Source organism: Cobetia sp. 5-25-4-2 (assembly GCF_013374075.1).
Lineage (GTDB): Bacteria > Pseudomonadota > Gammaproteobacteria > Pseudomonadales > Halomonadaceae > Cobetia > Cobetia marina.
In genome coordinates, this window is the sequence record NZ_BLWK01000005.1 from 258,690 (window position 1) to 281,704 (window position 23,015).

The window sequence follows — 23,015 nt, forward strand, 5'->3', positions numbered from 1 at the left end:
GCGCTGTCCACTCAATGAATGCACTGCACGCCAGACCGCCAGAGGAGCTCCACATGTCCCGTATTGCACTCCCGACCAGCGACTTCCTGAAGCGCTACGTCAACTCGGAGAACAGCCGCGACGTCTTCGTCCCTGCCTTGATCGGCAGCGAGCGCCGCGAGACCGGTACCACCTTCAACGTGACCAATCCGGCGACTGGCGAGCAACTGGCCCGTGTCGCGGAAGTCAGCGCCGAGGATACCCGTGACGCCGTCGCCGCCGCCGAGAGCGCCGGCAACGCTTGGAAGAAGGTGCCGGTGAAGGAGCGTTCTGCGCTGCTGCGCCGCTGGTTCGACCTGGTGCTTGAGCACCGGGAAGACCTCGCCCAGCTGATGACCCTGGAACAGGGCAAGCCGCTGGCGGAATCGCGTGGCGAGGTGACCTATGGCGCCTCCTTCATCGAATTCTTCGCCGAAGAAGCCAAGCGCATGGCCGGTGAGACCCTGCCGTCCCACGGTGCCGACAAGCGCCTGATGGTGCTGCGCGAGCCCATCGGTGTGGTGGCAGCCATCACGCCGTGGAACTTCCCGCTGGCGATGATCACCCGCAAATGCGCGCCGGCGATCGCCGCAGGCTGTGCCGTGGTCATCAAGCCGGCCGAAGCCACCCCGCTGACCGCGCTGGCACTGGCGGATCTGGCGCTGGAAGCCGGCCTGCCGGCAGGTCTGATCAGTGTCGTCACCGCCATGAAGCCGATCGCCATCGGTGAAGTGCTGACCACCGACCCGCGCATCCGCAAGGTCTCCTTCACCGGCTCCACCCCGGTGGGCAAGACGCTGATGGCGCAGTGTGCCTCCACCGTCAAGAAGACCGCCATGGAGCTGGGCGGCAACGCCCCGTTCATCGTCTTCGATGATGCCGATGTCGATGCCGCCGTCGACGGTGCCATCGCCTCCAAGTTCCGCAATGCGGGCCAGACCTGCGTGTGCACCAACCGCTTCCTCGTCCAGGACGGCGTCTACGATGCCTTCGTCGAGAAGCTCGCGGCGCGGGTCGCCGCCATGCAGGTCGGCGATGGGCTGGTCGATGGCAACACCATCGGTCCGCTGATCAACGGCGCTGCCGTCAGCAAGGTGCAGAGCCACGTCGATGACGCCATCGGCAAGGGCGCGCGCCTGGTCACCGGTGGCAAGCCGCACGCCCTGGGCCACAGCTTCTTCGAGCCCACCGTGCTGGCCGATGTCACCACCGAGATGGTGGTGGCGGATGAGGAGACTTTCGGGCCGCTGGCACCGGTGTTCCGCTTCCACAAGGATGAAGACGCCATCGCGATGGCCAATGACACGCCCTTCGGCCTGGCCGCCTACTTCTATGCCACCGACTACCGTCGCATCTGGCATACGCTGGAAGCGCTGGAATACGGCATGGTCGGGGTCAATGAGGGCATGATCTCCACCGAGCTGGCGCCCTTCGGCGGCATCAAGGAATCCGGTCTGGGTCGTGAAGGGTCTCACCACGGTCTGGAAGAGTTCACCGAGCTGAAGTACGTCTGCATCGGCGGCCTCTGATTTTGTGTGGACGCCTCGCGACGATGCCTCGAGAGGACGTCTCACGACGTTATCCCACCACGTTTACTAGACAACGGTGGCATGGTCCGCGCCATGCCACCGGCAACAAGAAAAGGAACCTGACATGAGCCACTCCCAGCTGAGCAACGAACAACTCGACGTCCTCAAGCACAAGTACGTCGCCAAGGGTGCCGTCACCGCCACGCCGCAGTTCGCCGACACCGCGCTGAACGCCGAGATCTGGGATGCGGACGGCAACCGCTGGATCGACTTCGCCGGCGGCATCGGCGTGCTCAACCTGGGTCACCGTCACCCGAAGGTCGTCGCCGCCGTCAAGGCACAGCTCGACAAGGTCATGCACACCGCCGCGGGCGTCATCTCCTACGCCCCGTACGTGCAACTGAGCCAGAAGCTGGCCGAGCTGACGCCGGTGCGTGGCCCGGAACGCAAGACCCTGCTGGTCAATTCCGGCGCGGAAGCGGTCGAGAACGCCATCAAGATCGCACGTGCCGCCACCGGCCGCAGCGGTGTCATCACCTTCGACGGTGCCTTCCACGGCCGCACCATGATGACCCTGGCGATGACCGGCAAGGTGCTGCCGTACAAGAACGACTTCGGCCCGATGCCGGGTGACATCTTCCGTGCGCCCTATCCGAACCCGATTCACGGCATCAGCGAAGAGCAGTCCCTGAACGCCATCCGCACCCTGTTCAAGACTGACATCGCACCGCACCGCACCGCCGCCATCGTCATCGAGCCGGTGCAGGGCGAAGGTGGCTTCTACATCGCCTCGCCGAGCTTCCTCACCGCGCTGCGTGAGCTGTGTGACGAGCACGGCATCCTGCTGATCGCCGATGAAGTGCAGTCCGGCTTCGCGCGTACCGGCAAGCTGTTCGCGATGGAGCACAGCGGTGTCGAAGCCGACATCATGACCATGGCCAAGAGTCTGGCCAACGGCATGCCGCTGTCGGCTGTCGTCGGTACCGCCGAGGTGATGGATTCCTCCGGCCCGGGCTCTCTGGGCGGCACCTACAGCGGCAACCCGCTGTCCTGCGCCGCGGCCCTGGCCGTCATCGACGTCATCCGCGAAGAGAACATCCTGGAGCGCAGCACCCAGATGGGCGAGCAACTCGCCGCGCGTTTCGCCCAGTGGGAAGAACGCTTCGCGCATGTCGCGCACTCACGCAACCAGGGTTCCATGGCGGCCTTCGAGCTGGTGGACGCCGATGGCAAGCCGGACCCCGCCGCGACCGCTGCCGTATGTGCCAAGGCCAAGGAGCTGGGGCTGATCCTGCTGTCCTGTGGCTTCTATTCCAACTCCATCCGCGTGTTGGTGCCGCTGACGGTCGAGCCGGAAGTGCTGGAAGAAGGTCTCGACATCGTCGAGAAGGCGCTGGAAAGCCTCGTCTGATCGGTTGCCTTTTCCGACACACGTGTAACAGAACGGCCACCTTCGGGTGGCCGTTGTCGTTTCCAGCGCCACTCGCTGCGCTGGAGGGAAACCCTGGGCCGAGAAATGAATCGCAAGCTCATTACCCATCTAACCATATAGCCAATCAACCCAAGCAGCCTTTTGTGGCAACTAATTGATTAAATTATGATATTCGCTGCATTTCTGCGTATTCCCGACCGATTCTCGCCATGCCACACGCCATCGTGAACGACGGCTGCCAGAGAGAGACCTTTCTCATCGGCAGCACCTCGAGTGACCCCTACCATGACTGACAGCAACGCCCACGACTTCAAACGCAGCATGCAGCAGCGCCACCTGGTGATGTTGTCCCTCGGCGGTGTCATCGGCACCGGCCTGTTTCTCAGCTCCGGCTATACCATTCAACAGGCCGGTCCGGCGGGGGCGGTACTCGCCTATCTGATCGGCGGACTGGTGGTCTATCTGGTGATGATGTGTCTCGGCGAGCTGGCCGTGCACCACCCCGAACCCGGCGCCTTCAGTGCCCACGCCACCCGGTATCTGGGCCCGGCCACCGGCTACACCGTCGCCTGGCTCTACTGGCTGACCTGGGCCGTGGCACTGGGCTCGGAATTCACCGCCTCCGCCGTGTTCATGGGGCGCTGGTTCCCCGGCGTCGAACCCTGGATCTGGTGCGGCATCTTCTCGCTGATCGTGTTCGGCATGAACATCGTCTCGGCACGCTTCTTCGCCGAATCCGAATTCTGGCTGTCGTTGATCAAGGTCGCCGCGGTGATCGTGTTCATCGCCGTGGGCGCCGCCGCCATGTTCGGCTTCACGTCACTCTCGGGCAATACCGAGGCGCCGGGCGTCACGCGCATCCTGCAGGAGGGGGTGTTCGATCACGGCGTGATGCCGATCCTGATGACACTGCTGGCCGTCAGCTTCGCCTTCTCCGGTACCGAGCTGATCGGCATCGCCGCCGGCGAAAGCGAGAATCCCGAGAAGAACGTGCCCCTGGCGATCCGCGCCACCCTGTGGCGGCTGATCATCTTCTTCATCGGCACCATCATCGTCATCGCCGCCCTGTTGCCCCAAAACAGCGCCGGTCTCAAGGAAAGCCCCTTCGTGGCGGTCTTCCAGCTCACCGGCATCCCCTACGCGGCGGACATCATGAACTTCGTGATCATCACCGCACTGCTGTCGGCGGCCAATTCCGGCCTCTACGCCGCCTCGCGCATGCTGTGGACCCTGGCGGACCAGAAGACGCTGCCGCGCGTGTTCAGCCGCGTCAATCAACGCGGCATTCCAGTGCCCGCGCTGCTGATCACCATGCTCGGCGGCCTGCTGTCGCTGCTCTCGAGCGTCTATGCCGAAGACACCCTGTATCTGGCGCTGGTGTCGATTTCCGGGCTTGCCGTGGTGCTGGTATGGATGGCGATCGCCGCCAGCCAGTTCAGCTTCCGCCGCCAGTGGCTGAAGGCCGGCCACAGCGCCAGCGAGCTGACCTACCGCGCGCCGCTGTACCCCATCGTGCCGATTGCCGCCTTCCTGTTCTGCGCGCTGGCCTGCATCGGCATCGCCTTTGACCCCAACCAGCGCATCGCGCTCTACTTCGGCGTGCCCTTCGTGGCGCTGTGCTATCTGGTCCACTCTCTGACCCATCGCTCGTCTACCGACGACGCGAATTCCCCGACTCCGACCCCGCAGGAGGCCCTCGATGCCCGCTGAAGCCACCCGCAATCCGCTGAGCGCCATCACCGCCCAGCAGCCCTTCCTGATCGTCGATGGCGCCCTGGCCACCGAGCTTGAGCGTGCCGGATTCGATCTCAACGACTCGCTGTGGTCGGCCAGGGTGCTGGCCGATGAGCCGCAGGCGATCGTCGATGTGCACCGCGCCTACTTCGAGGCCGGTGCCGATGTCGCCACCACCGCGAGCTACCAGGCCACGCTCGAGGGCCTGATGGCGCGCAGCCTGAGCGAGACCCAGGCCAGCGCGCTGATCCAGCGCTCTGTCACCCTGGCCGCCCAGGCCCGCAGCGAGTACCTGGCCGCGCACCCGGAGCGTCTGGACTGCCCGCCGCTGGTCGCGGCCTCGGTCGGCCCCTATGGCGCATATCTCGCCGATGGCAGCGAATACCGTGGCGGCTACGCGCTGGACCGCGCCGGCCTGCGCGACTTCCACCGTGCCCGCCTCGCCACGCTGCTGGATGCCAAACCGGACGTGCTCGCCGTCGAGACGCTGCCGTGTGCCGAGGAAGCCCAGGCCGTGTGTGACCTGCTGCGCGATGACTTCCCCACGGCGCGTGCCTGGATCGCCTTCAGCGCGCGCAACGCCAGCGAATTGAGCGACGGCACGCCGATCCGAGAGGCCGTGCGCGCCATCGCCGACTGCGAGCAGGTGGTCGCCATCGGCGTCAACTGCACCGCGCTTGAGCACATCGAATCGCTGGTGCGCGAGATTCGCGGCGAGACGGACAAGGACATTGTCATCTACCCGAACTCCGGTGAGGTCTATGACCCAGTCACCAAGACCTGGTCCGCCGCCTGCGCCGTCTCGGTAGAGTCTGATGGCGACGGCTCTGACCACGACCATGACCTCGCCGGCTGGACCCCACGCTGGCTGGCCGCAGGTGCCACGGCCATCGGTGGCTGCTGCCGCACCGGCCCGGACGATATCCGCGCGCTGGCGGATCTGCGCAAGGCGCTGGGTTGATCAAGACTCTAGGCTGATTGAGTTGCTGAGTCCGGTGCAGTGAATACGCAGTACTGAACTCCAGCGCTGAACTCCAAGTACTGAATTATTAGCGCTGAACACGAACGCCCTGTCCGGTCACATCACATGATCGGACAGGGCGTTTTCGGTAGCGTCCCAGGCCCAAAATCTCTAGGATGGCAGGACACTGATGAGCGATTGCTCAAAATCATTCCAACATGCTCTCAAGATGGCCGTAGGCTCCCATTGAAGAGCGCGTGAGAGATCAGCAGGAGAATCCCCATGTCACAGCTCGATATCCAGGTCGCCTACGACGTGGTCTGCCCCTGGTGCTGGATCGGCAAGCGTCATCTTGATGACGCCATCGCGCAACTCGACTTCAAGGATGAGGTGCGCGTCAGCTACCTGCCCTTCCAGCTCAATCCGTGGGTGCCACGTGAAGGCATGGCGCGCGCCGACTACCGCGCGCAGAAGTTCGGCAGTGTCGAGCGTGGCGCGGAACTGGATGCCCAGGTGGCCCAGTCAGGCGCGCAGAGCGGCGTCACCTTCCGCCACGCCCTGATGGAGCGCACGCCCAACTCCACCGATGCCCAGCGCATCGTCTGGCGCCAGCAGTCCGTGGGCCTGGCGGAGCGCCCGTTGCTGGAAGCGCTGTTCACCGCCTACTTCCACGATGGCAAGGATGTGGGAGACCGTCAGGTGCTGGCCGAGATCGCAAGCCTGCACGATGAGAATCTGAGCGTCGAACAGGCGCTGACCTTCCTCGAATCCGGCAAGGGCGAGCAGGAAGTCGCCGCCCAGCAGGAAGCGCTGCGCAACGCCGGTATCCAGTCGGTGCCCAGCACCATCGTCGGTCAGTACTACGTGCCCGGCGCCCAGCCGGTGGAAGTGCTGGTGCAGATGCTCAATGAGGCGCGTGCCCAGCAGACGGATTGATCTGCCACGCACTGATGCCAAGCGCTGACGCCAAGCGCGAATGCCATGAACGGACAGACGACACGCCCTTCGCAAGGATGGCGTGTCGTTTTGCGTTCAGGCATAAAGGAAAGGCTGATTGAGGCAAGTCACGACAACAATACGACTCACGACAAGGACTGCTGCATGCCGCGCCCCATCATTCTCGATTGTGATCCCGGCCACGACGATGCCATCTCGCTGATTCTGGCCCTGAGTTCAGACGCGCTCGACGTGCTGGCCGTCACCACCAGCGCCGGCAATCAGACCCCCGACAAGACCCTCAACAACGCGCTGCGCGTGCTCACCCTGCTGGGGCGGCATGACATTCCGGTCGCCGGTGGTGCGCCCAAGCCGCTGGCGCGTGAGCTGATCATCGCCGACAACGTGCATGGCGAAAGTGGCCTGGATGGCCCCAAACTGCCAGACCCCGCCTTCGCCCCCGTCACGCAGAGCGCCATCGAGCTGATGGCCGAGAAGGTCCGTGCCTGTGAGCAGAAGGTCACGCTGGTGCCCTCCGGCCCGCTGACCAATATCGCGCTGTTTCTCTCAGCCCACCCGGAGCTACACCACAAGATCGACAGCATCGTGCTGATGGGGGGCGCGGCAGGTGTCGGCAACTGGACCCCCGCCGCCGAGTTCAACATCTTCGTCGACCCCGAAGCCGCCGACATGGTGTTCAAGTCCGGCCTGCCCATCGTGATGTGCGGGCTGGATGTCACCCATCAGGCGCAGATCATGGATGAGGACATCGAGCGTATCCGCGCCATCGACAACCCCGTCGCCCAGTGTGTCGCCGAGCTGCTCGACTTCTTCATGATCTACCACCGTGACCCCAAGTGGGGCTTCAGCGGTGCGCCATTGCATGACCCCTGCACCATCGCCTGGCTGCTGAAGCCTGAACTGTTCACCGCTGTCGATTGCTGGGTCGGGGTCGAGACGCAAGGCGAGCACACCCAGGGCATGACGGTGGTCGACCGTTACCAGCTCACCGGCAAGCCGCACAACGCCAGGGTATTGTTCGATATCGACCGCGAGGGTTTCGTTGACCTGATCGCGCAACAGCTCAAGCGCTATCAATGACTACCGATGACTATCGATGACTACCGCTGATCGCCACGCCAGTGCCACTGCGCCACAAGAGCACGGCTATGGCTTCGACTACGACTACCTGATCGTGGGCTCGGGCTTTGGCGGCTCCGTCTGCGCGCATCGCCTGACCGAGAAAGGTTATCGCGTGGCGGTCATGGAACAGGGCAAGCGCTGGACGCCGGACAACATGCCGCGCTCCAACTGGCGTCTGAGCCGTTGGCTGTGGCGGCCGATGCTGGGGTTGCGCGGCTTCTTCACCATGAGCTTCTTCCGTCACGTCATCGTGCTGCATGGCAACGCGGTGGGCGGCGGCTCCATCACCTATGCGCAGACACTGCTGGTGCCGCCTGACAAGATCTGGGACAACGGCCAGTGGGCGGGGCTCAATGACTGGCATGCGGTGATGCCTGAGCACTACGCCACGGCGCAGAAGATGCTCGGCGTGACGACCAATCGAATCATCGCGCCGGCGGATGACGCCCTGAAACGCATGGCGGAAGTCGCCGGCTGCGAGGACACCTGGTACCCCACCGAGGTCGGCATCTTCTTCGGCCCCGAGGGCGAAAGCGCCACGCCCGACGCCGGCAGCCCCCATCCAGACCCCTACTTTGATGGCGAAGGGCCTGAACGAAAAAGCTGCATCGGCTGTGGCGGCTGCATGATGGGTTGCCGTCATGGCGCCAAGAACACACTCGACAGGAATTATCTGTATCTGGCCGAGAAGCACGGTGCCAAGGTACATGCCGAGACCAAGGTGATCGATGTCGTGCCGCTCAATGGCAAGACGGATGGGGCCGATGGCTATGCGGTGACGACGGTGCCCTCCACTTTCGCCGGGCTCTATCTTGGCCTGGGCAAGCGCCGTGTCACCTGTCAGTCCATCGTCTTTGCAGGCTCGTCGCTCGGCACCCAGGAGTTGCTGTTCCGCCTCAAGGACAAGGGCTCATTGCCGAACGTCTCGGATGCGCTGGGCAAGCGGGTGCGCACCAATGCGGAGTCCTTGATCAGCTGTCGCATGCCGGGAAGTCGCGATGACATGTCCAAGGGCATCGCCATCGGCTCCGGCATCCATATCGATGAGCACACCCATATCGAAGCCACGCGCTATCCGGCGGGCTCCGATTTCATGGGGCTGCTGTTCACCGCGATGGCCAGGGGCAAGCCCGGCTGGACACGTCCCTTTTCCTGGCTGAGCGCGATGGCGAAGCTCTTCCTCGCCAATCCACTGCGCGCGCTGAGATTCCAGCTGCCGTGGGGCTTCGCGAAGGAGACCATCATCTTCCTGTGCATGCAGACGGCGGAGGGCCACCTCGACATGACGCTCAAACGCCTGTGGTACTGGCCATTTCGCAAGGCGCTGGTCACCGAGGGCAAGCACATTCCCACCTTCATCCCCGAGGCGAATGACTTCGTCACGCGTGGCGCCAAGGCCATCGGCGCCATCCCCGGCAGCAGCATCCCCGAGATACTCTTCAACATCCCCACCACGGCGCACTGCATGGGCGGTGCGGCCATGGCAGCCTCCCCCGAGGACGGCGTCTGCGATGGCCAGAATCGCGTCTTCCATTACCGCAACATGCTGATCTGTGACAGCTCGATGCTCGCCGCCAACCTGGGCGTCAATCCCAGCCTGACCATCACCGCCCTGGCGGAACATGCGATGAGCCATATCCCGCGCAAGGGCTGATTTTCAGGGGGCGCAATGTGGGGAGCTGATGCGGGAGGTGCTGGGATAGAGAGTGCTGGTGTAGAGAGAAAGCGGCGGCTGGTATCATTGCCCGCCAGCATCTCAGGCCAGCATCTCGGACCAAGTGCCTACAACACGCGGGATCGATCAACACGGGAGCACAGCAATGAAACGGGTGTCACTCTTCAGCATGGCCAACTGCCCGCACTGCAAGACAGCCAAGCAGTATCTCGAGCAGCAGAAGATCGGCTTCCGCCTGGTGGATGTCCGATCCCCTGCGGGACAGAAGGAATTCGCCAAGACCGGCTTTCGCAGCGTGCCTGTCCTGAAGATTGGCGATCAGTACTTGAAGGGGTTCAGCGTCAAGGGCTTCAATCAATTGTATAAGGATTAATATTTGTCTCTTAGGGTCAGAATACTTCCTCAACTCCATCATTAAAGAGATCGTTCACAAACACAACCAACAGAAGCCAATACTTTATTAATCGATAACCTTCGAAGATTTAACAAGGCTACTACAACAGCAGCCTCGTTATTCACTTCAATACGTACATCAGAGAATTAAGCTCTAAAAATCTACGAGACAGGTTGTAAATCACGCAATTTATCGACCATATGCTGCAAGTTAGTGTTAACCTCTATAATACTATCAATCAATACTTCTGAGTGAGGAATATTATGTACAACAACATTTCTTACTTTCATTGCTCTATATAGCTCATCATACTCTTGGGGTGTAACTATCTCAGCTTCTACTAATGCCTTTAACATAGACCAGACAGAAAACTCAGAATATTCTATTTTTTCAGAATCTAACCTATCCTTTGCAACAAACTCAAACTCTTCCCATGTGGACAACAACATACCAATGCTACTATACCTTTCGTATGCTTTTAGTCGATCTTTATATTGACGATCTCTATACACAAGCATAATCCATGAGGAAAAAGATACGACTACACCTACCCCAGCAAGAGCGAGCAATTTAGATTGATATAAAGTTATCTCGATTTCGAAATATGATTTGGCAAAATACAACAAAGACAGAAATGCAACAATAATACCGGCCAATATATATACTCTAAAGACTACACCCAAATAGTCTTTTCGACGATATACATAATCGTTTTCGCCTAAACTGTTGCGACCTAGAAACTTTTTATTAAAACCGAATAAGCTCATGTTACTACTCCGCGAAGACTGAAAGCGTTAAAACCAGCAAGGTAACAGAAGCGACAATGATAAAAATCAACATATAAGTTCCATCTTGAAGTTTATCTGCATCATACATTATGCTAACTAGCAAAGTTAACAGTGCAGCTAATGCAGCCAGTATCCGCGACCACAAACTCCGTTTATTCGTAACCGCTCTACGAGTTACATATAAGTTTGCATCATAAACATTTTTGCTAGTAACTTCAGGTTCGCGGCCATCAACCTTATCCTGGGATTCTAACCGGTTGGACTCTTTAATCAATCTATCAACAAAATTAGTGGTTGATTTTTTTAACTCGTCCCTAGCGGGCTCATTAAATCCAACTAAAGCTTCATCCTTGATATTTATATTCATGCACTTTCCCTAGCTAGCCATATAGCAAGACTTAAAGCCATAGTTAATAATTTAACAATATCATAGGTTATCTCACCTAACCACAAATAGCATTACATTTATCTTATAGCATGCAAGCGCTCAATATTCGCCACCAGATCGGTAAACCTCTCCCCTTGGATATGCACGTGATCCTTCAGCGCTTGCTCGGCAGCAGCGGCGTCGCCGGCTTCGATGGCGGCAACGATGGCTTCGTGTTCAGCGTAGGAGCTGTGCATGCGGTGGCGGACATGAAGTTGCAGGCGGCGATAGGGCTTGAGGATGGCGTGCAGGCGCGTGGCTTCTTCGGTGAGGAAGGCGTTGTGGCTGGCGCGGTAGAGGCAGTGATGAAAGAGGCCGTTCTCGTAGTAGTAACCATTGGCGTCGTCGGCTTCCAGGCGTTCACGGCAGGCGGCGTGGGCGTCCTTGAGTTCCGAAAGCTCCTGCGTGGTGATGCGCCGTGCGGCGAGTCGGCCGCACATGGCTTCCAGTTCCGCCATGACTTCAAAGCGTTCCACCAGCTCCGAGACGCCCAGCTGCGTCACGAAGGTGCCGCGCTTGGGCACCACCTTCACCATGCCGGAGGCCGCCAGCTGCTGCAGCGCCTCGCGGATCGGCGTGCGGGAGCACTGATACTCGCGGCCCAGCGCTTCGGGGTCGAGCTTGGTGCCCGGCGGGAAGCGCCCTTCGACGATGGCATCTTCCAGCAGGTCTCGCAGGCGTTGCGCATGAGACATCTTGATCATCATCGTCGTCCTTATACTGTGGCCTGACGGCGCTTCTCTCGAAAGCGGCCCTTGAATCCCTGTAAGCCTGAGCGCTGGAGCACTGAAGAGCCTGAGAGCTCGAAAGCCTGCAAGCTCGAGCGCGATGGCCTCGTCATTGCGATGATGCTTGATGAGCCGTCATTGATTCACCACAACCCCGCCCAGCACCACGCCGTTCTCGCAGCATTCTGCCCTCGCTCTCCTGCCTTCATTGAACAGGGAAGTGGCCGTGCAGGAAACTGACTTTAGTCTAGTCATGCATGGGATTCCTTGACGCTACCACACGATGCGCCTATCTGTTGTATACAACAAGACGACGCAAATATTTAAGCCTCAGACGCCATACTGAGAGCTTGAGCAGTGAACACGTCGCTTCGTCCCGCGCCTTGAGGAACCGCCATGAACATCAATCTGAGTTTTCTGCAGGATCTGCTGACCCATGTCGGCCAGCGTGCCCGTCAGCAGGTTGGCCTCTCGCCCGGTGCCGGCAATGAAGACACCGCCCTCGCCCGCCTGACCGAGAGCTGCCACAACCTCACCGAGAGCAGCGGTGAAGCCTCGCGCATCATGATGGCCCAGCGGGCGCTGGAGGATTATCAGCAGCTGGATCACGAGCAGCGCCTCGCCTTCTTCCAGCTGCTGGCCGAGCATTACGCCGCCGATGAAGACCGTATCCACGCTGCCTACGCGGCCTATCGCGACGCCCCGGACAACGCCAATCTCAGTGCGCTGTTCGCCGCCAGTGAACCCAGGCGCCAATCGTTGCTGCGCCGCCTGAACCTGTGCCCCGGCGGCACCTATGAGATCGTGCGCATGCGTGCCGACCTGCTCAAGCTCATCAAGCAGCATCCGGAATTGAAGCCGCTGGATGCCGACTTCGCGCATCTGTTCGCCTCCTGGTTCAATCGTGGTTTCCTGATGCTGGAGGCCATCGACTGGAACACCCCCGCCGCGGTGCTGGAGAAGATCATCCGCTACGAGGCGGTGCATGCCATCCAGGACTGGAGCGATCTGCGCGGGCGCCTCGACCCCGAGGACCGCCGCTGCTACGCCTTCTTCCACCCGGCCATCGGCGATGAGCCGCTGATCTTCGTCGAGGTGGCGCTGTGCAAGGGGGTGCCCAACAACATCCAGCATCTGCTCGCCAACAGCGGCCAGACCACCGAACGCGAGGCGGACACCGCCGTCTTCTACAGCATCAGCAATTGCCAGAAGGGCCTGAAAGGCATCTCGTTCGGCAACTTCTTGATCAAGCAGGTGGTGCAAGAGCTGCAACGCGAACTGCCCAATCTCAGCCGCTTCGTCACCCTCTCGCCGGTGCCCGGCTTCAGTCAGTGGCTGACACGCGCGCGTGATGAGGAAGGCCTGGAAGTCTCCGATCTGCTGGCCCATCACCTGCAGCACGACGACTGGATGAATGACGAGGAGGCCCAGCAGAAGATGGCGCCGGAACTGCGTGCCCTCGCCGCCCACTACCTGGTCAACGTCAAGCACCGCAGCGGCCAGCCGATGGACCCGGTCGCCCGCTTCCACCTCGGCAACGGTGCCAGCCTGCATCGCCTCAACTGGCCGGGTGACACCTCCCCCAATGGCCGCCAGCAGGCCCACGGCCTGATGGTCAACTACCTCTATGAGCCACACCGCATCGAGCAGAACCACGAGGCCTTCAGCCGCAACGACAGCGTGGTGTGCAGCAGTGAGGTCAAGAAGGAATCGAAAGCCAACAAGGAGCTGGCCAAGGCGCCGAAGCGCGAGACCAGGAAGGAAAGCGATACCCTGTCCAGTTCGCCCCTGCCATCTAAGACAGCCGAGCAGTCGCCCGCGACCAGATCGGCCACGGATGCCAGCGACAGCAAGCCAGCGCCGTCACTCGAGGAATGAGCCACTCGAGGAAAGCGTCACACAAGGAATGAGCCACTCGGCAGGCACGCCACCTGCCGGAGCACACCTGATCAGAACGTCGCCTTGCGTCAACGCCTCATGACAAGACAAGGCTAATGACAAGACAACGCCTCATTACAAAAATAACGCCATTGGAGCCAACGATGCCTCACGCCAACCACGACAACCTCTATCTGCAATTCGCGCGCAACTTCGATGAGCGCCCGGATGCCACCTTCCTCGATACCGTCGAAGGCCACGGCTACACCTTCGCCGAGGCACGCAGCGCCGCCGGTCAGATGGCCACCGCACTACGCGAGCTGGGCGTGACCCCGGGCGACCGCGTCGCGGTGCAGATCGACAAGAGCTGCGAGACCGTCATCCTGTATCTGGCCTGCCTGCAGGTCGGCGCGGTCTATCTGCCGCTGAATACCGCCTACACCGGCGAGGAGATCCGCTACTTCCTGGGCGACGCCGGCCCGCACCTGTACGTCTGCCAGCCCAAGGTGCTGGAGACGGCACGCGCACTGGGCAAGGAATGTGATGTGCCGCGTGTCGAGAGTCTGGGCACCGAGCAGGACGGCACCCTGATGGAGCAGGCCCGCCAGTGCAGCGCAAGCAGTGAAGTCGAGCCACGCGCCGCCGATGATCTCGCCGCCATCCTCTATACCTCCGGCACCACCGGGCGCAGCAAGGGCGCGATGCTGACCCACGCCAATCTGGCCTCCAACTGTCAGGCGCTGGCCGAGACCTGGCGCTTCACCCGTGATGACCATCTGATCCACGCCCTGCCCATCTTCCACACCCACGGCCTGTTCGTGGCCTGCAACATCGTGCTGACGGTGGGCGCCTCGATGACCTTCCTGCCAAAGTTCGATGCCGAGCAGATTCTGGATCTGATGGCGCGCTCCAGCGTGCTGATGGGCGTGCCGACCTTCTACACGCGCCTGCTGGAATCCGAGCGCCTCAATCGCGAGACGACCGCCGGCATGCGGCTGTTCGTCTCCGGCTCCGCGCCGCTGCTCAGCGAGACCCACAGTGAGTTCAGTGCACGTACCGGCCACGCGATTCTCGAACGCTACGGGATGACCGAGACCAACATGAACACCTCCAACCCCTACGACGGCGAGCGGCGCCCCGGCACGGTGGGCATGGCGCTGCCCGGCAGCGAAGTCCGCATCACCGACCGCGAGACAGGTGCCACCTTGCCGCGTGGCGAGACAGGGCTGATCGAGGTGCGCGGTGCCAACGTCTTCAAGGGCTACTGGAAGATGCCGGAGAAGACCGCCAGCGAGTTCCGCGAGGATGGCTTCTTCATCACCGGGGATCTCGGTCATATCGATGCCGATGGCTACCTGTGCATCAGCGGCCGCGACAAGGACCTGATCATCTCCGGCGGCTACAACATCTACCCGAAGGAGGTGGAGCTGCTGATCGATGACATGCCCGGCGTCAATGAATCGGCGGTATTCGGCGTGCCCCACCCGGACTTCGGCGAAGGTGTCTGCGCGGTGGTGGTCATGCAGGCCGGCCACCAGGGCAGTCTCGATGAAGCGGCGGTGCTTGCCGCCCTCAGCGACAAGCTCGCCCGCTACAAGCAGCCCAAGCGCGTGTTCTTCATCGAAAGCCTGCCGCGCAACGTGATGGGCAAGGTGCAGAAGAAACAGCTGCGCGAGGAATATGCACAGCTGTTTGCCCCTGAGCCGGCCCGCTCACACGGCTGAGCCATCACTGTCAGGCCTGACACCCGACACCTTCGTGCCACCGGCATGGCGTGACGCCATCACGTCATGTCGGTGGGTTCACTCACCCCGATTCCTTGCAAGGACAGGCAAGGAACGCCCGATAGTCAGACACAAGACACGGAAAGACAGGCTCGCCAGCCTGGATGGACGTGATGAATGACACGAATGAGATGACACACATCAGATAGACGACAAGACGCCACACTGCTTCACCACCACTTCACCACAACAACAAGAAGGTAATACGCCATGGTGATCTACGGAGTTGCCCTGCTGGCAGGGTGCATGATGGCCGGTCTCGTGATCGGTGATCTGCTCGGAGAAATGCTCAATATCGATTCCAATCTCGGCGGTGTCGGCATCGCCATGCTGCTGCTCATCTTCATCACCGGTGTGCTGAAGGACCGCGGCAAGATGGCCGACAGCACCTCCAGCGGCATCAATTTCTGGAACGCGATGTACATCCCCATCGTGGTCGCGATGGCCGCCAGCCAGAACGTGGTCGCGGCCTTCAGTGGCGGCATGGTCGCGCTGGTCGCGGGCGTGCTGGCGGTGGTGCTGGGGCTTGCACTGGTGCCCCTGCTGACCGGCAAGCGGCCGGAAACCGCACTGGAAGAGGCTCCCCTGCCCGACGAGAACCGCCCCAGAACCTCAGTGACGACAGGCGCCCCGGTGCTGGATCGCAGTCGCCATGCCTCCCCCACTCCTGCTCACAAACACTGAGGGCTGACCCATGATCGATTCACTCGTCCACCTGTTCGACAAGTATCATCTGGTCGCTGCCTTCGCCGTGATCGGGCTGGCGATGTATGTCGCCTACTGGATCAGCAACAACCTGACACGCGGCAAGCTGCACGGCTCCGCCATCGCCATCATCCTCGGCCTGGTGCTGGCCTACGTGGGTGGCGCGACCACCGGCGGCAGCAAGGGGCTCTCGGATGTCACGCTGTTCTCGGGGCTGGGCCTGATGGGGGGCGGCATGCTGCGTGATCTCGCGATCATCGCCACCGCCTACGGGGTCAATCTCAAGGAAATCCGTCAGACCGGCTTTCGGGGTGTCATCGCGCTGTTCGTCGGCGTGCTGATCTCCTTCGTCGCCGGTGGTGGTGTCGCCATCGCCTTCGGCTATACCGATCCTGTCGATATCACCACCATCGGTGCGGGCGCGGTCACCTATATCGTCGGCCCGGTCACCGGTGCCACGCTCGGGGCCAGCTCCGAAGTGGTCGCGCTGTCGATCGCCGCCGGCCTGGTGAAGTCGATCCTGACCATGGTGGCCACGCCGATGACGGCGCGCCTGATCGGGCTCGACAATCCGCGCTCCGCGATGATCTTCGGTGGCCTGATCGGCACCACCAGCGGTGTGGCGGCGGGCCTTGCCGCCACCGATGCCCGCTTGGTTCCCTACGGCGCGATGACCGCCACCTTCTACACCGGCCTGGGCATCCTGCTCGCCCCGACGGTGCTGTTCCTCGCGGTACGTGCGGTGATGTAAGCATCGCGCTGACACGAGAGGCAATGACACAAACCGCTCTGAACAAGCCGCTCAGACACAAGCAACGCTGACACAAGACGACGGCGGCATCAGTCAGGACAATACATGTCCCACGCTGATGCCGCCGTCGTGTCGTTTACCGCCCATATGACTGTCCACTTTACTACCCAATCCACACCGTGGCGGCCGGCCGGATCAGCGTGGCCTCAACAAGCGTTCCATCACTGCCCGCGCGGCGGGCCACATCACGCTGCCGTGGTCTTCGCCCTCGAACAGCCGCCACTGGACGGCTGCCTGCGGACAATGCTCGCGCAGCTGGCGTGCATGCTCATGTGCGTTGTCGATCATCGCGCGCTGGACACGCAGCCTGTCACGCTCAGGGTCCTGCCGCCTGGGCTGCGGCGATTGCTCACGTCCGCCAGCCGCGATGTACACCGGGCCCGCCGTCTCGGAGCAGGCAAGACGCAGCGGCCAGTTGGCCGGGGCATTCTCCTGCCGCCACCACAGCGAAGGACTGATCGCGAAGATCGCCCCGAAGGCCTCGGGTGCCTTCTGCTGGGCATGGAGCGCGAACAGGCCGCCGAGTGAATGTCCGACCAATGCAGGCCGCTCGAGATCGAGCGGATAGCGTGAGGCCAGTTCAGACGGCAGAGCCTGGGTCAGATAGTCGAGGAAATCCTCGCCACCGCCGGTACCCTCTGGCGCCGTGCCGGTGGTGAGCGGTGGCGTGAAGTCTTTTAAGCGTAGCTTCGTGACGATGTCACGCACCGCCTTTGCCTGCCCGTCCGTCTCGCCCGCATAACCGACCGCGACGATGGCGAGGTCTGACGGCGCCTTGTCAAATCCACGGCGTCCCAATATGTCGCGCGCTGCCGTGAACAGATCCAGGTGACGATTGCCATCCAGCACCAGCAGTACCGGATAGCCGCCCTCGGGCGGTGCGATCTGCGGCAACGCCACCTGGATCAGGTAGTCATGTCCCGTGGCTGATGAGTGCTGCGTGAAGGAGGTCGTCATGCCAGGCAACACTGCATTGTCAGCGGCCTGAGTCATGGCCATGGCCAAGGCCGGCAAGCTGACAGCGCCGGATGTCAGCATGATGAGTCCCCATGCCTGCAGTCGTGCGAATAGCCTCATGCGCGCTCGCAATCCGATCCTCATGCTCAGAACTCATACTTCATGGTGGCGACGGCGCTGGCCGGACGTCCCACGAAGTTGAAGACACTGGCCGAACCGGCGCGCACGTAATATTCACGATCGAACAGGTTGTAGACGTTGAGCTGGCCACTGAGTTTGGGCGTGAACTGATAGCCGAGCATGGCATCGAACACCGCATAGCCCGGTGCCTGGATGGTGCCCTGGGTGCTGTCGAAATCGCTCAGTGCCGTCATGCCGGCACCGACGGACACGCCATCCAGCAGGTTGCCCTCGAAGCGATACTGGGTCCACAGATTGACCATGTTGTTGGGCATCAGCATCAGCAGTGCATCGGAGCTGCCGGCTTCCAGCACCTCGGAATCCATGTAGGTGTAGCCGAAGATGACATCCCACTGCGGCGTGATGTTGCCGGCCAGCTCAAGCTCCGCACCGGTGATGCGCATCTTGCCGGAATCCACCGAATAACTGACGCTACCGTCGGTCGAGGAGGCAGCACGGTGGCTGTCGGTCAGCTGGAAGCCGCTGATACGCGCATTCAGTGCGCCATCCAGATAGCTGCCCTTGATCCCGATCTCGTATTGCTCGCCTTCGCGCGGGTCGATCAGATTGCCATCCTCGCCTTCGCGGGTCTGCGGCTCGAAGACTCTGGAGTAGCTGGCATAGAGGGAGTGGTCGGCGTCCAGGTCATAGACGAGTCCGCCATAGGGCGTGACGGCGGTGTCCTGCATGTCACTGCTGCCGCCGTTGAGCTTGTCTTCGGTCTCGGCCGAGAACTGGCTGACGCGCGCACCCAGTATCACCGCCAGCGGTGCCACGGGACGCAGTGTCACCTTGCCGTACAGGCCCTGCTCTTCCAGGGTGGTCTCGGTGCGCGACAGGCTGTAACCGCTCACGCCATCACGGGCATTGCCGAGAATGTCGACATAGGACAGAGAGTTCAGCTCGCTGATGCTGGCGCTGGAGCCGGTCAGGTTGCCGGTGCGCGCCGCGGTGGTATCCGATTCCGATGTCTTGTAATCGACCCCGACCACGAATTCGTTCTGGTTGCCGAAGGCATCGAAGCCCTGGGTGTAGCTGGCATCCACGCTCACCGAGGTCTCATCGGTGACACCGGCATAGCCCGCGACACTGCTCAAGTCGCCAGTATCGCTCAGTGCCGAGCCACTGTAGGCGTATTCGTAATCCGCATTGCGATCACTGTAACGCGCCGCCAGGCGGCCATAGCCGCGTGAGCTGAAGCGGTGGGTCAGCTCGGCGATCACATCGGTGGCATCACTCTCGAAGCTGTTCCAGTCCGCGCCGTAGAATGCCGAACGGCGGCCATAGGTGAAGTTGTTGTCACCATCGACCGGCTGACCCTGATTGACGGTGATGTCCTTAGTGTTGTGGATCACCCCCAGTGACAGCTCGGTATTCTCGTCGAGATCGATATCCAGCGCGCCATAGAAATCATTCAGCGTGTTGTCGTTGTCATCCACCCATTGCGCCTGCTCGGTGGAGCGGGTCACCAGGCGCCCGCGGATACGGCCCTGTTCATCGATGGGCCCGGAGATATCGACACTGACGCTTCGGTCTTCCAGCGTACCGACACTGCCGCTGATGGCGCCCTGGAAGGTATCGGTCGGGCGCTTGCGCACCAGATTGATGACCCCGCCCAGCTCACTGGTGCTGTTGAACAGACCGGACGGCCCACGCATGACCTCGACCCGGTCGATGGCGGTCAAGGATGGCACCGAGCCCGTCAGACTCGACATCGGCGCGGAGAGCCCGTCAATGCTGTAGGCATCGTATTCATAGCCGCGCGCAAAGATCGACGAGCGACCGCTGTCATTGTTCAGCACCCGCACGCCGGGCGTCCGTGCTGCCAGCTGATCCAGCGTGATGAAGTTCTGGTCCTCGATGGCGTCATGGGTCACCACGCTCACCGACTGCGGAATGTCGCGCAGCGAGGCCGGCACCTTCGAGCCCACCGTGGCAGCGTCAACGCTGTAGCCGCCGCTCTGCTCACTGGACGCCATGTCATACAGGCGCAGGCCCGTCACCCGCTGGGTATCCAGCACCATCGTCGCGTCTTCCGCCTGTGCCGGCAGACTGACCAGCACCACCCCCGCCCCGATCATCAGACGACGCGTACCTGCCCCGCACAGACCGCGTCCCCGTACCGTCACCTTCTTCATCGTGTCCCCTTGGCTCACCTGGCCACTGCTACTAATGATAATTATTTGCATCTGTGTGACTGACGGGGCATTTTGGCACTCCATGACGACAAAAACCTTTGCGGAACCCTCCCTGATGTTTGCAGGTGCGACAAGATGAGCCTTACTCCCCCTCCCGGCCTCGCCAGCTCTCACACCTCGGCAGGCGCACGCCACCGGATCATCGAGCTCGATCACGTGCACCGCATGGCGCGGGCACTGACCAGCGACCACCAATGCCAGCCCGCCGAGGGCCAGTCAGCCGATGGCGCGCTGATCGGCAACATGCAACTGCAGGAAGTGCAGCCAGGCCTGTTCATGCGCCTCAACCGCATCCGCAAGCGGGCGGATCTGATGATTCGCTCCCGCATCGAGCCATCGCTGAAGATCGCCGTGGTATGGCGTGGAGAGCCCAGGGTCAGTTTCGGGCCACAGCACCATGCGCTGAAGCCGGGCCGAGCGCTGTGCATCGCGCTCGATGAGCCCACCGAATTCCGACTGCAAAGCCCCAAGGGGGCTTATGAGCACAGCGCCATCCTGACGCTGACGCCCGCGTGGCTGACGTGGCATCTGGGGGTCTCAAGCGCCAGCGAGGTGATGCCCGAGGCGCGGCATCTGGCGCATTACCATTGGCAGCCGTCTGCGCGTCTGGTCGAGCGCCTGGAGGAATTCAGTCGCCAACGGCCGGGAACGCTGGCGCTTAGACTCGGCATCGAGTCAGTGGCGCTTGAGGTGATCAGCGAGTGCCTGGCGGCCAGACCGCCCCAGGCGGATGACAGCGCACAGCGCCGCCTGCAGGGCACGTCAGAGTGGCAGGCGAGGCTCGAGGATTGGATCTCCAGCGGGGAAGTGGCCTATCTGAGTCAGGCGGAGATCGCCGCCCGGCTGGGCATGAGCGTGCGCCAGTTGCAGCGCCGCTATCGCGACGCCTACGGCCAGACCATGTCGCGGGACCTGAGGCGGCGGCAGTTGCTCCGTGCCGCTCACCTGTTGCAGGACCGCAATGTCACGGTGGAGGCCGCCGCCGAGATGGCGGGGTATCGCAGCGCGGCCAATTTCGCCACCGCCTTTCGTCGCCAGTTCGGCGTGCCGCCCAGCCAGCGGCCTGTCGTGACGGCGTGAACGACGCATGGACCTGGAGATGCCCCGTTGCTAATGTTGATCGGCATCGCGGCCCGCGCCATGCCTGCCGGTTGCGACAGCACCTGAACGGCACACGGCTCGCATGAAAACGGCACGCACCAAAACCGCACCCCACAACAAGATCTTCGCCACGCTCTCGCACAAGGACACTGCCATGTCAGTCGACAACATGAAGCTGGAATCGCTCGCCCTGCATCACGGCTACACCTCGGAAGCCACTACCAAGGCGGCGGCGGTGCCGATCTACCAGACCACCTCCTACACCTTCGACGACACCCAGCACGGCGCGGATCTGTTCGATCTCAAGGTGCCGGGCAACATCTATACCCGCATCATGAACCCGACCAATGACGTGCTGGAGCAGCGCATGGCCGCCGTCGAAGGCGGAATCGCGGCGCTGGCGGTGTCCTCCGGCATGGCGGCGATCACCTATGCCATCCAGGCGCTGGTGGAAGTCGGTGACAACATCGTCAGCACCAGCCAGCTGTATGGCGGCACCTACAACCTGTTCGCCCACAGCCTGCCGCGTCAGGGGGTCGAGGTGCGCATGGCGGCCTTTGATGACTTCGCCGCACTCGAAGCACTGATCGATGACAAGACCAAAGCGGTGTTCTGCGAGTCCATCGGCAACCCTGCCGGCAACATCGTCGATCTCGAGCGTCTGGCCGAGATCGCCCACAGGCATGGTGTGCCGCTGATCGTCGACAACACCGTGGCCACGCCAGTGCTGTGTCGTGCCTTCGATCACGGCGCCGATATCGTGATCCACTCGCTGACCAAGTACATCGGCGGCCACGGCACCACCGTGGGCGGCATCATCATCGATTCTGGCAAGTTCGATTGGGTCGCCCACAAGGAGCGCTTCCCGATCCTCAACGAGCCAGACCCCTCCTATCACGGCGTCGTCTACACCGAAGCCTTCGGCCCGGCCGCCTATATCGGTCGCTGTCGCGTGGTGCCGCTGCGCAATACCGGCGCCGCGCTCGCCCCGCACAGTACCTTCCTGCTGCTGCAGGGGCTGGAGACACTCGCCCTGCGCATGGAACGCCACTGCAGCAATGCGCTCGCGCTGGCCGAATACCTCCAGCAGCACCCTAGCGTCAGCTGGGTCAACTACGGCGCCCTGCCGGACAGCCCCTATCACGCCACCTGCCAGAAGATCACCGGCGGCAAGGCCTCCGGCATCATCAGTTTCGGCATCAAGACGGACGCGACAGGGGCCGATCAGGCCGAAGCCGGGCGTATCGCCGGCGGCAAGTTCATCGATGCGCTGCAGATGATTCTGCGCCTGGTGAATATCGGTGACGCCAAGTCGCTGGCCTGCCACCCGGCCTCCACCACCCACCGCCAGCTCAACGAGGAAGAACTCGCCATGGCCGGTGTCTCGGCGGACCTGATTCGTATCTCGGTGGGGATCGAGCATATCGATGACATCATCGCCGATGTCAGCCAGGCGCTGGACAAGGCGGTGGCCTGACCCGAGCGCGGCTCTTAAACGACAGTCAGGCGACATTCAGACGCCGACCAGGCCGCCTCAGCGACACATCAGCGCCCGCGAAGACACGCCTCTTCGCGGGCGCCTTGCATTGCTCGCGGGCGCCTTGCGTTGCGTGTCCCGATGACTGCTGCTTCTCTC

Annotated in this window: 19 protein-coding genes; 14 read left to right on the forward strand and 5 right to left on the reverse strand. The window is 62.0% G+C overall.

Going from position 1 to position 23,015, the window contains the following annotated elements:
• The first annotated feature begins 53 nt into the window (after nucleotides 1-53).
• The 8 genes from HXS65_RS12230 to HXS65_RS12265 all read left to right on the forward strand — a co-directional run bounded on the left by HXS65_RS12230 (nucleotide 54) and on the right by HXS65_RS12265 (nucleotide 9,801).
• Nucleotides 54-1,547 (forward strand): NAD-dependent succinate-semialdehyde dehydrogenase, encoded by a 1,494-nt coding sequence (locus HXS65_RS12230; protein WP_176493971.1) that lies wholly within the window; start codon nucleotides 54-56, stop codon nucleotides 1,545-1,547.
• Nucleotides 1,548-1,671: 124 nt separating this feature from the next.
• Entirely contained in the window at nucleotides 1,672-2,958 is a 1,287-nt protein-coding gene (gene gabT / locus HXS65_RS12235) for a 4-aminobutyrate--2-oxoglutarate transaminase (protein ID WP_371861075.1), read from the forward strand.
• A gap of 306 nt (nucleotides 2,959-3,264) precedes the next feature.
• Nucleotides 3,265-4,689, forward strand: a complete 1,425-nt coding sequence (locus tag HXS65_RS12240; protein WP_176493972.1) for an amino acid permease — start codon at nucleotides 3,265-3,267, stop codon at nucleotides 4,687-4,689.
• Nucleotides 4,679-5,674: a homocysteine S-methyltransferase gene (mmuM, locus tag HXS65_RS12245; protein WP_176493973.1), complete on the forward strand. Its 996-nt coding sequence runs from the start codon at nucleotides 4,679-4,681 to the stop codon at nucleotides 5,672-5,674. The genes HXS65_RS12240 and mmuM overlap by 11 nt, the downstream gene beginning before the upstream one ends.
• Nucleotides 5,675-5,956: 282 nt before the next feature.
• On the forward strand, nucleotides 5,957-6,610 hold the full coding sequence (locus tag HXS65_RS12250) for a DsbA family oxidoreductase (protein WP_176493974.1): 654 nt from the start codon (nucleotides 5,957-5,959) through the stop codon (nucleotides 6,608-6,610).
• Nucleotides 6,611-6,775: 165 nt separating this feature from the next.
• Complete coding sequence (rihA, locus tag HXS65_RS12255) at nucleotides 6,776-7,711, forward strand: pyrimidine-specific ribonucleoside hydrolase RihA (RefSeq protein WP_176493975.1); 936 nt, start codon at nucleotides 6,776-6,778, stop codon at nucleotides 7,709-7,711.
• A 16-nt stretch (nucleotides 7,712-7,727) separates the two neighbouring features.
• Nucleotides 7,728-9,407 (forward strand): GMC family oxidoreductase, encoded by a 1,680-nt coding sequence (locus HXS65_RS12260; protein ID WP_176493976.1) that lies wholly within the window; start codon nucleotides 7,728-7,730, stop codon nucleotides 9,405-9,407.
• Nucleotides 9,408-9,573: 166 nt separating this feature from the next.
• Nucleotides 9,574-9,801, forward strand: coding sequence for a glutaredoxin family protein (locus tag HXS65_RS12265; protein WP_176493977.1), 228 nt, complete (start codon nucleotides 9,574-9,576; stop codon nucleotides 9,799-9,801).
• Nucleotides 9,802-9,983: 182 nt separating this feature from the next.
• On the opposite strand, the gene HXS65_RS12270 is transcribed toward HXS65_RS12265, so the two are convergent.
• The 3 genes from HXS65_RS12270 to HXS65_RS12280 form a co-directional block, all read right to left on the reverse strand.
• Nucleotides 9,984-10,589: a hypothetical protein gene (locus tag HXS65_RS12270; protein ID WP_176493978.1), complete on the reverse strand. Its 606-nt coding sequence runs from the start codon at nucleotides 10,587-10,589 to the stop codon at nucleotides 9,984-9,986.
• Between the two features lie 4 nt (nucleotides 10,590-10,593).
• Nucleotides 10,594-10,977 (reverse strand): hypothetical protein, encoded by a 384-nt coding sequence (locus tag HXS65_RS12275; protein WP_176493979.1) that lies wholly within the window; start codon nucleotides 10,975-10,977, stop codon nucleotides 10,594-10,596.
• Between the two features lie 98 nt (nucleotides 10,978-11,075).
• Entirely contained in the window at nucleotides 11,076-11,741 is a 666-nt protein-coding gene (locus tag HXS65_RS12280; protein ID WP_176493980.1) for a GntR family transcriptional regulator, read from the reverse strand.
• Between the two features lie 420 nt (nucleotides 11,742-12,161).
• Between HXS65_RS12280 and HXS65_RS12285 the strand changes: the two genes are divergently transcribed.
• The 4 genes from HXS65_RS12285 (at nucleotide 12,162) to madM (ending at nucleotide 16,883) form a co-directional block, all read left to right on the forward strand.
• Nucleotides 12,162-13,643 (forward strand): malonyl-CoA decarboxylase, encoded by a 1,482-nt coding sequence (locus HXS65_RS12285; RefSeq protein WP_308483183.1) that lies wholly within the window; start codon nucleotides 12,162-12,164, stop codon nucleotides 13,641-13,643.
• A 164-nt stretch (nucleotides 13,644-13,807) separates the two neighbouring features.
• A complete protein-coding gene (locus tag HXS65_RS12290) occupies nucleotides 13,808-15,367 on the forward strand; it encodes a malonyl-CoA synthase (RefSeq protein ID WP_176493981.1) in 1,560 nt (519 codons plus the stop codon).
• A 270-nt stretch (nucleotides 15,368-15,637) separates the two neighbouring features.
• Complete coding sequence (gene madL, locus HXS65_RS12295; protein WP_077376063.1) at nucleotides 15,638-16,111, forward strand: malonate transporter subunit MadL; 474 nt, start codon at nucleotides 15,638-15,640, stop codon at nucleotides 16,109-16,111.
• 10 nt (nucleotides 16,112-16,121) lie between these two features.
• Nucleotides 16,122-16,883 (forward strand): malonate transporter subunit MadM, encoded by a 762-nt coding sequence (madM, locus tag HXS65_RS12300; RefSeq protein WP_077376060.1) that lies wholly within the window; start codon nucleotides 16,122-16,124, stop codon nucleotides 16,881-16,883.
• 195 nt (nucleotides 16,884-17,078) lie between these two features.
• Here the strand turns inward: madM and HXS65_RS12305 are convergent, their stop codons facing one another.
• The gene (locus tag HXS65_RS12305; RefSeq protein WP_176493982.1) at nucleotides 17,079-17,981 is read right to left on the reverse strand and encodes an alpha/beta hydrolase; all 903 of its coding nucleotides are present in this window, start codon (nucleotides 17,979-17,981) and stop codon (nucleotides 17,079-17,081) included.
• Between the two features lie 65 nt (nucleotides 17,982-18,046).
• Complete coding sequence (locus HXS65_RS12310; protein ID WP_176493983.1) at nucleotides 18,047-20,218, reverse strand: TonB-dependent siderophore receptor; 2,172 nt, start codon at nucleotides 20,216-20,218, stop codon at nucleotides 18,047-18,049.
• 135 nt (nucleotides 20,219-20,353) lie between these two features.
• Between HXS65_RS12310 and HXS65_RS12315 the strand changes: the two genes are divergently transcribed.
• Together HXS65_RS12315 and HXS65_RS12320 are read left to right on the forward strand one after the other, a co-directional pair.
• On the forward strand, nucleotides 20,354-21,358 hold the full coding sequence (locus HXS65_RS12315) for a helix-turn-helix transcriptional regulator (protein ID WP_176493984.1): 1,005 nt from the start codon (nucleotides 20,354-20,356) through the stop codon (nucleotides 21,356-21,358).
• Between the two features lie 190 nt (nucleotides 21,359-21,548).
• A complete protein-coding gene (locus HXS65_RS12320; RefSeq protein WP_176494047.1) occupies nucleotides 21,549-22,856 on the forward strand; it encodes an O-acetylhomoserine aminocarboxypropyltransferase/cysteine synthase family protein in 1,308 nt (435 codons plus the stop codon).
• Nucleotides 22,857-23,015 lie beyond the last annotated feature (159 nt).

Coding starts and splice junctions, on each gene's coding strand:
- HXS65_RS12230 (WP_176493971.1), top strand. CDS start 54: ATGTCCCGTATTGCACTCCCGACCAGCGACTTCCTGAAGCGCTACGTC.
- gabT (WP_371861075.1), top strand. CDS start 1,672: ATGAGCCACTCCCAGCTGAGCAACGAACAACTCGACGTCCTCAAGCAC.
- HXS65_RS12240 (WP_176493972.1), top strand. CDS start 3,265: ATGACTGACAGCAACGCCCACGACTTCAAACGCAGCATGCAGCAGCGC.
- mmuM (WP_176493973.1), top strand. CDS start 4,679: ATGCCCGCTGAAGCCACCCGCAATCCGCTGAGCGCCATCACCGCCCAG.
- HXS65_RS12250 (WP_176493974.1), top strand. CDS start 5,957: ATGTCACAGCTCGATATCCAGGTCGCCTACGACGTGGTCTGCCCCTGG.
- rihA (WP_176493975.1), top strand. CDS start 6,776: ATGCCGCGCCCCATCATTCTCGATTGTGATCCCGGCCACGACGATGCC.
- HXS65_RS12260 (WP_176493976.1), top strand. CDS start 7,728: ATGACTACCGCTGATCGCCACGCCAGTGCCACTGCGCCACAAGAGCAC.
- HXS65_RS12265 (WP_176493977.1), top strand. CDS start 9,574: ATGAAACGGGTGTCACTCTTCAGCATGGCCAACTGCCCGCACTGCAAG.
- HXS65_RS12270 (WP_176493978.1), bottom strand. CDS start 10,589: ATGAGCTTATTCGGTTTTAATAAAAAGTTTCTAGGTCGCAACAGTTTA.
- HXS65_RS12275 (WP_176493979.1), bottom strand. CDS start 10,977: ATGAATATAAATATCAAGGATGAAGCTTTAGTTGGATTTAATGAGCCC.
- HXS65_RS12280 (WP_176493980.1), bottom strand. CDS start 11,741: ATGATCAAGATGTCTCATGCGCAACGCCTGCGAGACCTGCTGGAAGAT.
- HXS65_RS12285 (WP_308483183.1), top strand. CDS start 12,162: ATGAACATCAATCTGAGTTTTCTGCAGGATCTGCTGACCCATGTCGGC.
- HXS65_RS12290 (WP_176493981.1), top strand. CDS start 13,808: ATGCCTCACGCCAACCACGACAACCTCTATCTGCAATTCGCGCGCAAC.
- madL (WP_077376063.1), top strand. CDS start 15,638: ATGGTGATCTACGGAGTTGCCCTGCTGGCAGGGTGCATGATGGCCGGT.
- madM (WP_077376060.1), top strand. CDS start 16,122: ATGATCGATTCACTCGTCCACCTGTTCGACAAGTATCATCTGGTCGCT.
- HXS65_RS12305 (WP_176493982.1), bottom strand. CDS start 17,981: ATGCTGACATCCGGCGCTGTCAGCTTGCCGGCCTTGGCCATGGCCATG.
- HXS65_RS12310 (WP_176493983.1), bottom strand. CDS start 20,218: ATGAAGAAGGTGACGGTACGGGGACGCGGTCTGTGCGGGGCAGGTACG.
- HXS65_RS12315 (WP_176493984.1), top strand. CDS start 20,354: ATGAGCCTTACTCCCCCTCCCGGCCTCGCCAGCTCTCACACCTCGGCA.
- HXS65_RS12320 (WP_176494047.1), top strand. CDS start 21,549: ATGAAGCTGGAATCGCTCGCCCTGCATCACGGCTACACCTCGGAAGCC.